We start from the raw sequence: 12947 nt of genomic DNA, 5'->3' as shown, positions 1-12947 counted from the left end.
GCTCATCTTGCGGAGCAAGATGGCTACTTTGCTGACGCTGCGAGGTGCGTCTTCAAGAACGACGCGATCTCCTCCACCATCGGCATCATCCACGGATTCTGGCCCCAGCAGCCATGCTTGCCGCCTTGGACGATGACGAGACGGTTGGGAACCTGGAGCGCGTCGAGTTTCTTCCGCATCTCAATGTAGCGTTCGCCCGGCGTGTCGAATTCGCCTTCGATGAAGAGCATCGGAGGTGTTCTGGCACTGACATGCGTGATGGGCGAGGCGGCGACATAGACGTCTTTCTTCTCGGCGTAGGTGCCGCCGAAGAACTTGAGCTGGCTGTCGATCGGCTTCGGCGACTCCTGCGCACGTGTGGCCTGATCGACGCCTGCGCCCATGAGCACCACGGCCTGAAGAGCGCTGCTTTGGTCTGCGTTGCCACCGCTGCCTTCGAACTGCGCGGGGTCTGACGTCGTGGCGACCATGCCGGCGAGATGACCGCCCGCCGAACCGCCGACAGCGCCGATGCGCGCCGGATCGATCTTGTAAGTGGCTGCGTTCGCCCGCAGCCAGCGCAATGCAGCTTTGCAATCCTCCACCGCGCCCGGAAACGGCGCCTCGGTGGCGAGACGGTACTCGATCGTCGCGGCGACAAAACCTCGCGCGGCGAATTGTTGGGCCATCGAACGGAAAGCCTCCTTGTTGCCTCCGGTCCAACCGCCTCCATGCACCAACATCACGGCCGCGTGTGGTCCCTCGCCGGAGGGTGTGTAGAGATCGAGTTTCAGTTCACGCCCGCCGCCTGTGCCGAAGACGATGTTTTCATGAGGCGTGACTCCATCAGGAACTTTCGGGTCCACCTTGGACCGCGGTGCGTCTTTGGGGATCTCAATGAAACACTGCACGGAGACGCCGGGTGCCGCCTGGAATTGCCCCGAAAGAGTGCCGCCAAGCGGAATCAACGTCATGCCGAGGCAAAGCCAAAAAGAGGTTCTGTTCATGGAAGAATCCTAGCCAGCAGCAGGCACACGGACAAGTGTCGCCTCTGCTCAAATCATTCGGCGCCTTTTTTGGCACTCGTCCGGCCTGCGACGGGATAGAAATGAACGCCTTTCTCCTTCGTTTTCCATGGATCGCATGACACGAAACATCACCCTCATCGCCCTGCTGCTCGGTTCCTCGCTCCACGCTGAGGACGCGGAGGCCTTGTTTGTCCGCCGTGTGTGGCCGTTGTTTCAAGAGAAGTGCCTCGCCTGCCACGGCAATGACGAGAAGAAAATCAAAGGCGACTACGACATGCGCACACTCGAAAGCGCCACCAAAGGCGGCGAGAGCGAGGTGAAGGCGCTCGTGCCCGGCAAGCCGGAAGAAAGCCCGCTCTACCTCGCCTCGACACGCCAGCATGAGGATGACTGGGAGCCGATGCCGCCGAAGGAGGCGGACAAACTTTACGCGGAGCAGCTTGCGTGGATCAAAGACTGGATCGCCGGTGGCGCACCGTGGCCGGATGAAGCGAAGCGGAATGCCATCGCCAAAGCCAATGCGAAGAAGTGGAGCGCCGAAGACGGCATCACGGTGAAAACGACGGGCGCGCTGTCACCCGAGTGGGCGAACCGGCGCTACAAGCCGGAGGCACTGTGGGGCTATCAAAAAGTACAGAAGCCGGAAATCGAAACGCGGAACGGCGAGAATCCAATCGACGCACTGATCGCGATGCGGATGCCGGAAGGTGTGAAGCCAGCGAGCGCCGCGGATGCGCGCACCTTCATTCGTCGTGCGACCTTCGATTTGCTCGGCCTGCCTCCGACGCCGGAAGAGATTGCGGCTTTTGAGAAGGCGTTTGCTCAGGATGGGGATGCAGCCACGAAGGCTTTGATCGACCGGCTGCTTGAATCACCGCACTACGGCGAACGCATGGCGAGGCACTGGCTGGATGTGGTGCGCTACGCGGACAGCAGCGGTTTTGCTAACGACTACGAACGCGGCAATGCGTGGCGTTACCGCGACTATGTGGTGCGCAGTTTCAATGAGGACAAGCCCTATGATCAGTTCATCAAGCAGCAGATCGCAGGCGATGAGATGAAGTCGAACGATCCGGAGATGCTCATCGCCGTCGGCTTTCTGCGCATGGGGCCGTGGGAACTCACCGGCATGGAGGTGGCCAAAGTGGCTCGACAGCGTTTCCTCGATGACGTGACGAACAGCGTCGGTGAAACCTTCCTCGCACACTCACTGCAATGCGCTCGCTGCCACGATCACAAGTTCGATCCGGTGCCAACGCATGACTACTACTCCATCCAAGCCTGCTTCGGCACCACGCAGCTTGCCGAGCGACCCGCGTCGTTTCTGAAGTCGGAGAACACGGCTGGATTCGAAGAAAGCAAGTATCTGGAGACACGCCGGATCGAGCACATGGCCGTCTTGAAACAGCTCGACGATAAGATGCTCATCAATGCGGAGAAATGGTTCGCTGAAAAGAAGCTCGACCGCACGGTCTGGGACAAGGCGGTGGCCAATGCTCGGAAGTTTGTGCAAGGCGGCGGCCAGATGAGGAAGGCACGCAGCTTTACCGGAGTCTTCGAAGTGGCACGCAGCGCATTGCAGAAGCAAGGCCTGCCGGAGGGTCAGTATCCGCCCAAACTCGTTGGATTCACGCCGGAAGACTTCGGCAACGAACGTGTGGCGCGCAAAGGTCTCGAGCGGCTCAAATGGGAACTCGACCGCTACGAGCCGTTTGCCTTCAGCGTCTATGATGGCCGCACGCCGCAGATGGTCAGCGTGAACCAGCCAATGCGCATGCCGAAGGATCGCATGACCGAAGGTGAACTCGAGCAAACCGCGATCCTCGGCGGCGGGGATCCGTTTTCCCCCACGAAACCGGTGAAGCCGGGCGTGCTGTCGATTCTGAACACGATCGAGTTTCCTGACGCCATCGAAGGACGGCGCACGATGCTCGCCAACTGGATTGCCAGCGCCGACAACCCGCTCACCACGCGCACCATCGTGAACCGCCTGTGGCTCTGGCATTTCGGCCAGGCCATCGCTGGAAATCCCAACAACTTCGGCAGCACCGGCAAGAAGCCCACGCATCCCGAGCTGCTCGATTTCCTCGCGGCAACGCTGGTGGAAAAGAAGTGGAGCCTCAAGGAGATGCACCGCCTGATCATGACGAGCGCCGCGTATCGGCGGAGTTCGGAGCTGCAGATGGCGGATTCCAAGTTGAGCCGCGAAGACGCCGAGAAAAGCTATGCCGTGTTCAAACCGCGGCGGTTGATGGCGGAAGAACTGCGTGACGCGATGTTGAGCATCACGGGCGAATTGAATCCAGTGATGGGCGGCATTCCGAACCGGCCGGAGATCAACATCGAGGTGGCGATGCAGCCGCGCATGGTGATGGGCACGTTCGCCTCCGCGTGGGTGCCGAACCCGCTGCCCCAACAACGCCATCGCCGCAGTTTGTATGCGCTGAAGATTCGCGGACTGCGCGATCCGTTCATGGAGGTCTTCAACGAACCCGCGCCTGATTTTTCCTGCGAAGCACGCGATGTCTCAACCGTAACGCCGCAGGTCTTCAGCCTGTTCAATGGTCAGGCGAGCTATAATCGCGCCCTGGCGCTGGCGAATCGGGTAATGAAGGAGAAGGCAACTGATGCCGTCGGACGAGTCTTTGAGCTGACATTCGGCAGGAAGCCGGCGGCGGACGAAAAGGCGCTCTGCGAAGCGCATTGGAAGCAAATGGAAGCCAAGCAGGCTCAGATCTCTTTTGCGAAGCATCAACCACCGCTCACCGTAAAACGCGAAGCGGTGGAGGAGAACACGGGCGAGAAGTTCAGCTTTCATGAAAAGCTGCCGGCCTATGCCGACTTCGTTCCCGACCTGCAGCCTACCGATTGCGATGCTAAAACACGGGCGCTGGCCGACGTGTGTCTCGTCCTGCTGAACTCGAACGAATTCGCCTACCTCTACTGAGCCATGAACCGAAACTTCTTTCCCTGTGCCGGAGCACGTGCGCTGCATGCGCCGACGCGACGTGAGTTTGTCTATGGTCTCGGCACCACACTGGGCAGCGTGGCATTGACGTCATTGCTGGCCGCCGAGCAAAAAGGCCCGCTGGCGCCGAAAGGCCAGATGGTTCCCGCCAAGGCGAAGAACTGCATCTTCCTCATGATGGAGGGCGGACCGAGCCACATCGACTGCTTCGATCCGAAGCCAGTGTTGGAGAAGCTGCATCTCAAGGAGTTCACGCGTGAAGGGAAGATGAAGTCGGCGATGGAAAGCGGGAAGCGCTACTATGTGAAATCGCCGTTCAAATTCGCGCAGCACGGTCAGTCAGGCGCGTGGATGAGTGAACCGTGGCAGCATCTGCCGAAGGTGGCGGATGAGATGTGCTTCTTCCGCGGCTGCCAGGTGGACTCGGTAAATCATCCGACGGCGATGTATCAGATGAACTGCGGCAATCGCTTCGGTGGCGATCCGGCCATCGGCGCGTGGGTGACGTACGGCCTCGGTTCGGTCAACCAGGACCTGCCGGGCTTCATCGTGCTTCCGGAGGTCAGCTACCCGCAGGGCGGCAGCGCGAACTGGGGCACTGGTTACCTGCCGGCACAGTTTCAAGGCACTGCGCTGCGGTCCAAAGGTTCGCCCATCCTCGATCTGCAGCCGCCGCAGGGCATCACGCCGGAACATCAGCGGGCAAACTTGGATCTGCTGGCGAAGCTGGATGCGACGCACGCGGCGGATCATCCGTGGCATGACGAATTGAAGGCCCGCATGAACAACTACGAACTGGCCTTCCGCATGCAGATGGAGGTGCCGGAGGTGATCGACCTCGAACAGGAAGACGCGAAGACCAAAGAGATGTACGGCATCGGCAAGGACGCCACGGACGCGTTTGGCCGGAAGTGCCTGCTGGCACGCAAACTCGTGGAGAAAGGCGTGCGCTTTGTGCAGCTCTACAACGGCACCTGGGACAGCCACGACTACATTGAACGCGCGCACGGCAATCTGATTCGCGGTGTGGACCAGCCAATCGCCGCACTGATCACCGACCTGAAGCAACGCGGTTTGCTCGACGACACGCTGATCGTTTGGTGTGGCGAATTCGGTCGCACGCCCGACAACGGCGTGCGCGGCGGCACGGCTTACGGTCGCGATCACAACCCGAAGGCGATGACCGTCTGGATGGCCGGCGGCGGTTGCAAGGCAGGGCATACCATCGGCGCCACCGACGACCGCGGCATGGAGGCGATCGAGGAAGTGCGCCATGTGCGCGATCTGCACGTCACGTTGCTGCGTTTGCTCGGTCTGGATGACAACAAGCTAACCTTCTACCACGCCGGCAGATTCAAGCAGCTCTCGCAGATCGGCGGGAATCCCATCGACAAATTGATCGCATAAAAAGTGAGCGAAGGAGGCGGCACGGGACGTTCCCTTTGCCCAATGAAGAAGTTCGTCCTCCTCATCTGCCTGGCCGCACTCGCGGGTGCCGCGTGGGTGGCCCTGAAACCCTCCCAAGGAACCCAAAACACCCTAACCGTGTTTTGCGCCGCGGGCTTAAAGAAGCCGGTGGAGGTAATCGCCCAAGCCTACCAAAAGGAGACCGGCAACGAAGTGCGGCTTCAATACGGCGGCACGGGCACGCTGCTAAGCCAGATCAAAATTACTCAGCAGGGCGATTTGTTCATCGCCGCCGACGATGGATCGCTGGCAGATGCCAAGAAGATGGGAGTGACTCGCGAGGAGTTCCAGTTGGTGAAACAAAAGCCGGTGCTGGCTGTGGCCAAGGGCAATCCCAAGAAGATCACCAGCCTTTCCGCGCTGAAGCAGGACGGCATCAAGCTGGCGCTGCCAAACCCAGAGGCGGCGAGCATCGGACGCGTCACAAAGCGATTGCTGGGAGCCGAATGGGACGCACTGGCTGCCAAGGCCGCCGTGATGAAACCAACCGTCACAGAGATCGCCGCGGACCTGTCCCTCGGAGCTGTGGACGCGGCCATCCTTTGGGATGCCACTGTGCCGCAGTTTAACGGAGTGGAAATCGTCGCTCTGCCAGAACTGGCCAAGCACGCGGAATTTGCAACGGCGTCGGTACTGGCCTACTGCACTCAGACTGCAGAGGCAATGCGCTTTGCGAGATACCTTGCGGCCCCAGAAAAAGGAGGAGGCGTCTTCCAAAAACACGGTTTCAACAACGTTCCCGGGGACAAGTGGGTCGCCAGACCTGATTTGATCGTCTACAGCGGCGGTGTTAACCGGCCTGCCATCGAAAAGCTGCTGCAGGATTTCGCCACGCGCGAAGGCATCACGATGACAACAGTTTTCAACGGTTGCGGTATCCTTTGTGCGACGATGAAAACTATGGGTGACAGCAGCAACCCGAAGTTCCCCGACGTCTATTACGCGTGCGATGTGTGCTTCGTGCCCCCCGTTGCCGAGCAGTTTCCCGAAGCCGTCATGCTGACGGAGGCGGAAATTGTCATCGCCGTTCCTAAGGGCAACCCGCAGAACATCCGCACGCTTGCAGATCTGGCACGCCCTGGCCTGCGGGTGGGCTTGTGCAACGCGGAACAGTCCACTCTCGGCTTCCTGACACGGTCGATGCTGAAGTCTATGAATCTCTGGGACAGCGTGAGCAAAAACTCTTCATCTCAGGTGCCCACGGCCGATTTCCTGGTCAATCAAATGCGCACCGGCTCGCTCGATGCCGCCGTGGTGTATGGCATCAACATTCATGGAGACCCGACGCACTTTGACGCCGTGCCATTGCCAGCCGACAAGTCAAAGGCGGTGCAACCTTTTGCGGTGCGCCATGATTCACCGAATCAGCAGATGGGCCATCGTCTGCTGGCTTATCTGCGTGAGCACCACGAGAGCTTTGAGACCGCTGGGTTCGTCTGGAAAGGTAATACAGCTCCGGTTAAGAGCGCTGATATCGTGCTGCCTGAGTGGTTGAAACAGAAGCAATAGTTCTGGCAGGACGATCATCCTGCCTTGAGGACCTGCTCCAGACCGCTCGCGAGGAGATCGTGCTGCCAGTTCATAAGGTGACCGGCCGGATTGCCATCGATGACCAGTTCTTCAATGGTTCCCCGTGATCCAAGCAACGAAGGTTCGATTTCGAGTCCTTGTGCCACTTTCTCCCGGTGGGCACAGAGCTTGTCGATCTGATCCCGCTGCGCATCACTGAGGCGTCCTTTGATTTTCTTCGCACGCATCGGCCAGTCCGCAGACGAAGACGCCGTGATAGCTGCCACGATATCGAAAAACTCTTTTTTCCAGCGAGGGCGCCAGCCATTGGGAGGATTCAGCGACTGTCCCGTCTCAAATTGTTCGGCATAGGCAACCATCTGCTTGTTGGACATGATCTTGAAGCAGGGGGTGTCCCGCTCCTTTGCAATGCCTTCACGCCAGTCCCACATGGCTTTCAAAATGGCCAGACCTTTGGGATGCAGACGCCCGCATCCCTGCACGCGCCAAGGGTCCTCACGAGCCACGTTGTCACGCGCGGCCACGTCTTCCTGCAATGAACGACAGCTTTGGTGGAACCACTCTTCACGGCCTTTTTCACGAAGCTGCGCAACGAACTTGTCCGCAATCGGCAGCAGATAGCGCACATCATCCACGGCATAGGAGAGCATGTTTGGCGGGAGCGGACGACGGCTCCAGTCAGCCTTTTGAGAAGCCTTGCAGAGATCGAGATCAAAGTTGTTCTTCACCAGCGCCGCGAGGCCAAACTGGCGCGCCCCAAGAAGACGTGCTGCGATCTGCGTGTCACGAATCACCCGCGGGCTCCAATTATAAGTGCGCCGAAGCATTGTCAGATCATAATCGGCACCGTGGAACCACAATTCGTGTGCATCGAGCAATTCCAACAACGGCGAAACATCGGAAATGGCGAGCGGATCCACCAATGAATAACGACCGGCACAGTTCACCTGAAGAAGACAGAGCTTTTCGTGATAGTGATGCAGGCTGTCGGCCTCTGTGTCGAGGCAGCAGCGCTTGTCGAGACTCTCTGCGAGCCAGACCCGCATTTCACCGACCCATCGTTCGAGATGAGCCGACGTATCGATGAATTCGTAATCCGCCTGTGTTAAACCGACTTCGCTCATTTGAGTCCCATCAGGAGGATTTCAGCATTGTTGCTGGTGCGGTTGATGTTGCGAATCAGCGTCTCGAGAGCCTCTACCGCAGGGATGGCAGCAAGCTGTTTGCGCACCTGGGTGATGCGCCTGAACTCGTCAGGGTGATAGAGCAAATCATCACGGCGTGTGCCGGACTTAAGCAAATGAAGCGCAGGAAATATCCGGCGTTCGGAGATTTCACGATCGAGCGTGGCCTCCATATTGCCAGTCCCTTTGAATTCCTCAAAGATCACCTCATCCATCCGGCTCTCGGTTTCGATCAACGCGGTGGCGATGATCGTCAGGCTGCCGCCTTCCTCAACATTGCGGGCAGCGCCGAAGAACTTCTTGGGTTTCTGCAATGCCTTGGTGCCAACACCTCCTGACATGATGGCTCCTTTTCCGCCCTGCATGGCATTATAGCCACGTGCGAGACGCGTGATGCTGTCGAGCAGGATGACGACATCTTTTTTCATTTCAACCAACCGGCACGCTCGCTCACGAACAATCTCGGCAACCTGGCTGTGCCTCTTCGGGCTCTCATCGAAGGTAGAACTGTATATCTCACAGCCCTGCACGGTCTCCTCAAAATCAGTGACCTCCTCTGGACGTTCGTCGAGCAGCAAGACAATGAGAGTGATCTCTTTGTGATTTTGCGAAATCGACTTGGCAATGTCCTTGAGGATCACTGTCTTGCCCGAACGGGGCGGTGCACAAATTAGACCTCGCTGCCCCTTGCCCAACGGCGCCACGATGTCGAGAATGCGGGAACTGACAGCACAAGGCTTGGCGGTTTCCAAAATGATGCGCTTGTTGGGAAAGGTGGCCGTAAGCTTGTCGAATTCGGTGGGTATCTCCCAATTCTCGATCGGCACCCCTTCAACTTCTGTAATGCGATCGATCGCCAGATATTTGTCCCGATCTTTGGGCGCCTTGGCAATGCCGGTGATTTTCTGACTCGGGCGAAGATTAAATTTCCGCACCAAGAACAAAGGAACAAACACATCCTCCGGCAAAGGAGCGAAACTATACTTGGGATACCGAATGAGTCCGTAGTTGTCCGGCCCAATTTCGAGTATGCCTTCAACCTTGAGGCGGGTCTTGTGTTCGGCCATCCATGAGCACACGTCATAAATAAGCTGATGCTTAGTGCGGCTGGCATTCAGTCGAAACCCGACCGAATCAGCGAGTTCCAATAAGTCCGCGAGCGAGTTGTTTTGCAGCTCATTGATCGACACTTCCTGAGGAAATGGAGGCTGCGCACCTTCCGCCTTGGGCGGTTCTGCCGCCTGCTGTTCCCCAGCGTCGGGTGCAGACAACGTGATGGATGCGCTCTGCCCCTGCTGCTCAGAATTTGACTGAGAGGGATCAGCAGGAGAAAGGGATTCCGGCTCTTGTTGGGCGACGGGAGCCGCAACCATGGCGGGGGATTCGGTAGATTGGTCGTTCATGCTTGCAAGAGTGGACTTGCCAGCGTCAGCACCTGAGCATCAAGAGAGGCCAGAGAACCGTCATTCCAAATGACGGCATCGGCTCTTTCAACCTTGGCTTCGATGGGCCACTGGGCATCCAGAAACTTGTGAACGGTCTGTTCATCGAGTCCCCGGGTTTCCATCATCCGCCTGACCTGCACCGACCGGCTGGAAGCCACCACGATGACAAAGTCTGCTGAAACTGTAGATCCAATCTCATAGTGGAGGGGAACTTCCGCAAGGAAAAGATTCACTCCTGTCTTCACTGCGTCTCTTCGGCCCATCTCAAGCGCGGCGAGAACGGGCGGATGTATTAAGGCTTCCAATTTCTGCCGAAGCAAAGGGCGCGGAAGAACTGTGTCACGCAACCATCTGCGGTTAGCCTCGCCGGTAGGCAACTGCGCTTGCACTCCAAATGACGCAACCAACTGCTGAACCACCTCTCTATCTCTCAATATCCCCGCTACTGCATCGTCCGCAGAGAAAGTCCTCACAGCCGAATGAAGGCTGTGCCCATACAGACTTGCCATGAAGGCACTTTTGCCACAGCCTGCCCCGCCAGTGATAATCCATGACTTCATGAGTTGGGTGAACGGTAATCAATTCAGCGGGACGTCCAGCGCAAAAAATTAGGCAGGAGGCTTTTTACAGCACCCCTGCCTAATTGAACTTTCGGAGAAAAATAACCTAATTTACGGAGCTGCCACGGAAGGCAACAATGTGCCTACTGAACCAGGCCCTGCTGCTGCATCACCTTGCTGAGGAGCGACTGATTTAATTCGCTGACCCGAAGGATCGATCAAGTGCGCTGTGACAAAAATCATGAGATTGCGTTTGAAATGCTGCTCAGATTCAGTCTTGAACAAACGTCCCACAAAAGGAAGGTCTCCAAGAAGTGGAATTTTATCCTCCACATCCTGAACATCTTCGCGAATCAACCCGCCCAAAGCCACGGTCTGACCATCCCAAATTGACACACCTGTGGTGACTTTACGAACCGAGAAAACCGGCTGGTTGATCACATTGGGCGTAATCAAACGCTCCGGCTGACTAATTGGAATGTATGAAGTATTTCCAGGGGGAATACCAGCCGTCAACTGAATCGGGAGAACCGATTGGCTGGATGGAGAGAAGATTGGTGAACCATAATTGATGAAACCATCAAATTCCACCACTTCTGGCGACAGGCTAAGTTCAATAGTGTTTCCATCGGCGCCAACCGTTGGCTCAGCTTCAAGGCGGACCCCAGTCTGGCGCATTTCAAAAGCCGTCGGTGTTGTGGGAGTAGCGATTTGCTGACCGCCACCACCACCCAGGCTGAGATTACCACCATTTCCTTGCGGCAACTGCGGCGGGTCGAATTCCGTTGGGTAAATGAACTCACGGGTGACTTCCATCGTAGCACGAGTACCACTTTTGGTGGTCACACTTGGAGCACTCATCAAATCCACCCCTTTTTTCTGGCTCAAGCCGCGAATAACCATTTGGAACTGAGGGTCTGTGAAAATACCAGCAGCTGAGAAAATCCCAGGAGCGACATTTGAAACGCCAGTTGTCGCCCCCGTCGTCAGCAGATTGTCAATGCTGTTGTTGCTGACCGCGTAGTTACCAGAACGCAGACCAGACGAAATTGGGCCAGAGCCTGTTGGGAAAACTGGCGTTGTTCCAGCTGGCGGAAGCCCCGCCCCATTTGGAACAGGTCCTGCAAATGCGCCAACGATCGGAATTGCAGGAAATACTACAACGGGAGGGGTTCCCGTTGCTACTGAGGGACTCACATAATTACTCGTGAATGGATAATTGGCGGGAGAGAATGCGTTGCCAGATCCTGTATTTCCCCCTCCCAAGAAGACATTGTTTCCATTCATTCCAACGCTGCCGAGGAGCCAGTCAAATCCCAGTTCCTCTGTGTTCTTCTGAGTCACTTCGACAAATTTGGACGTAATTACAACCATCTTAGGTGCCGACTTTGTGGTGGACTCAACATAAGCCTCCACCAAATCCAAATTGGGTTGAGTATTCCTAACCACCAATTGAGAAGTGGCTGGATTATAGCTAGCCGAGGAGCCTTCGGGAAAAGTAATGCCAGCTGCTTCCAGAATCTGCTTGGCAGACTTCCTCGCTATCAATCCACTGCCGCCACCGCCACCACCGCCAGCTGCAGCAAAAGGGTCTGCCGGAGCCGCAGGAGCTGCAGCACCCACATCTCCCCCGCCTGAACTCAGGAAGTCTGGGGGCACTCGGTAGCTGCGAGTGTACTGCTCACTGGCATTCTCGGAAAGCGGCACCACAAGGACAGCATGCGCCTCAACTTTATACTTCATCTGAGCAAGTTCAGTCACATAACGAAGCGCCTCAGACATCGGCACATCCTTCAAATCGAGGCTGATCGACGCATTACTTGGCGCATCACCCGTTCTGAGAATGATGTTAACACCTTTAACTCCGGTGTTGTCCGTGAAGGTATCCAAATCACGGCTCTTGACCCGCAAGTACTCAATAGCTTCTTCAATGGTGGCTCCTTGGAATTGCACTGTGGGGAAAATGATTCTGTTCATCTTCTCCGTGAGGTAAGCACCCGGGCTGCGTCCCACACCATAATCGATGGTCACAGCTGTTCCTTGAACCGGAATTTTGTCTTCCCAAGACTCAGCCACTTGGGCCAGCATCTTGGCGCGGTTTTGGTTATATGCAGCCTTGAAGTACTCCATGCGTTTACGCTCGGCGTTTTCCATACCACGGCGGGCTGCACCATTGTATGGATCCACGCGCAGCACGTCTTGATACTGGCTGATTGCCGTATCATAGTTGCCGATTTCCACAGAGCTATTAGCGAGCAGAAGTCCTTTTTGAACTTTGCCAACATTCTCAACGTGCTCCGGGGTTAGAGCCGGAGGCCAGCGATCTGGATCCTCCAATTGTTTCAAAAAGGAAAGCGCTCCCTTATGGCCAGGGATGGTAACCAAAGCACCTTCAAGCAATTGACGAGCCTCCTTGTAATTGCCAACCTTGGCGCGTTCACGTGCAACCACGACACTACAATCTGCATGTTTTAGCTGCGCAAGATCAAGCCAGTCACGCGTGAGCGGGGCATTAGGGAGGGCATCAATCGCCGCCTTATAAGAGCCTAGAGCTCCTTCATAATCGCCTTCGCTGAAAAGCTTATCGCCACGATCCATGGCGGTGCGGGCATCCTCGATACGAGCATAACGACGAGCGATCTCGCGATTAGCCATTCCTGACACGGAACTTTGAGCCATGATCGACGGCGCTGCCGCAGTCAAAACGAGGAGGGAAAGGTTGAACACCAGACGGGAGTGATGGGTCATAAAGCGAACTGACAGCATTTTTGTGGTAAAGTAAGATT

General features: G+C 56.8%; 8 protein-coding genes. 3 read left to right on the top strand and 5 right to left on the bottom strand.

Annotated elements, in window-relative coordinates:
• Window positions 1-23: 23 nt before the first annotated feature.
• The gene (locus KDL09_RS08830; protein WP_294384021.1) at window positions 24-986 is read right to left on the bottom strand and encodes an alpha/beta hydrolase; all 963 of its coding nucleotides are present in this window, start codon (window positions 984-986) and stop codon (window positions 24-26) included.
• Window positions 987-1122: 136 nt separating this feature from the next.
• On the opposite strand from KDL09_RS08830, the gene KDL09_RS08825 reads away from it, so the two are divergent.
• From KDL09_RS08825 to modA, 3 genes are read left to right on the top strand one after another with little or no spacing between them, the layout of a single operon-like run.
• Window positions 1123-3954, top strand: a complete 2832-nt coding sequence (locus KDL09_RS08825; RefSeq protein ID WP_294384020.1) for a PSD1 and planctomycete cytochrome C domain-containing protein — start codon at window positions 1123-1125, stop codon at window positions 3952-3954.
• 3 nt (window positions 3955-3957) lie between these two features.
• Complete coding sequence (locus tag KDL09_RS08820) at window positions 3958-5382, top strand: DUF1501 domain-containing protein (RefSeq protein ID WP_294384019.1); 1425 nt, start codon at window positions 3958-3960, stop codon at window positions 5380-5382.
• A 42-nt stretch (window positions 5383-5424) separates the two neighbouring features.
• The gene (gene modA / locus KDL09_RS08815; protein WP_294384018.1) at window positions 5425-6951 is read left to right on the top strand and encodes a molybdate ABC transporter substrate-binding protein; all 1527 of its coding nucleotides are present in this window, start codon (window positions 5425-5427) and stop codon (window positions 6949-6951) included.
• A gap of 14 nt (window positions 6952-6965) precedes the next feature.
• Here the strand turns inward: modA and KDL09_RS08810 are convergent, their stop codons facing one another.
• From KDL09_RS08810 to KDL09_RS08795, 4 genes are all read right to left on the bottom strand, one after another.
• On the bottom strand, window positions 6966-8096 hold the full coding sequence (locus KDL09_RS08810; RefSeq protein ID WP_294384016.1) for a ribonuclease D: 1131 nt from the start codon (window positions 8094-8096) through the stop codon (window positions 6966-6968).
• Window positions 8093-9559, bottom strand: a complete 1467-nt coding sequence (gene rho, locus KDL09_RS08805) for a transcription termination factor Rho (RefSeq protein ID WP_294384014.1) — start codon at window positions 9557-9559, stop codon at window positions 8093-8095. Before rho ends, KDL09_RS08810 begins: the two co-directional genes overlap by 4 nt.
• Window positions 9556-10161 carry a dephospho-CoA kinase gene (gene coaE, locus KDL09_RS08800; RefSeq protein ID WP_294384011.1) on the bottom strand — a complete coding sequence of 202 codons (606 nt, stop codon included), beginning with the start codon at window positions 10159-10161 and terminating at the stop codon, window positions 9556-9558. The genes rho and coaE overlap by 4 nt, the downstream gene beginning before the upstream one ends.
• Before the next feature lie 111 nt (window positions 10162-10272).
• Window positions 10273-12909 carry an Amuc_1098 family type IV pilus outer membrane protein gene (locus KDL09_RS08795; RefSeq protein ID WP_294384009.1) on the bottom strand — a complete coding sequence of 879 codons (2637 nt, stop codon included), beginning with the start codon at window positions 12907-12909 and terminating at the stop codon, window positions 10273-10275.
• Between the last annotated feature and the right edge of the window lie 38 nt (window positions 12910-12947).

This window comes from Prosthecobacter sp., assembly GCF_020439865.1.
Lineage (GTDB): Bacteria > Verrucomicrobiota > Verrucomicrobiia > Verrucomicrobiales > Verrucomicrobiaceae > Prosthecobacter.
This window is presented reverse-complemented; position numbering and strand designations above follow the sequence as displayed.

What these genes read in the sequence shown, in the direction of transcription:
- KDL09_RS08810 (WP_294384016.1), bottom strand. Translation starts at nt 8,096, where the DNA reads ATGAGCGAAGTCGGTTTAACACAGGCGGATTACGAATTCATCGATACG.
- coaE (WP_294384011.1), bottom strand. Translation starts at nt 10,161, where the DNA reads ATGAAGTCATGGATTATCACTGGCGGGGCAGGCTGTGGCAAAAGTGCC.
- rho (WP_294384014.1), bottom strand. Translation starts at nt 9,559, where the DNA reads ATGAACGACCAATCTACCGAATCCCCCGCCATGGTTGCGGCTCCCGTC.
- KDL09_RS08825 (WP_294384020.1), top strand. Translation starts at nt 1,123, where the DNA reads ATGACACGAAACATCACCCTCATCGCCCTGCTGCTCGGTTCCTCGCTC.
- modA (WP_294384018.1), top strand. Translation starts at nt 5,425, where the DNA reads ATGAAGAAGTTCGTCCTCCTCATCTGCCTGGCCGCACTCGCGGGTGCC.
- KDL09_RS08830 (WP_294384021.1), bottom strand. Translation starts at nt 986, where the DNA reads ATGAACAGAACCTCTTTTTGGCTTTGCCTCGGCATGACGTTGATTCCG.
- KDL09_RS08820 (WP_294384019.1), top strand. Translation starts at nt 3,958, where the DNA reads ATGAACCGAAACTTCTTTCCCTGTGCCGGAGCACGTGCGCTGCATGCG.
- KDL09_RS08795 (WP_294384009.1), bottom strand. Translation starts at nt 12,909, where the DNA reads ATGACCCATCACTCCCGTCTGGTGTTCAACCTTTCCCTCCTCGTTTTG.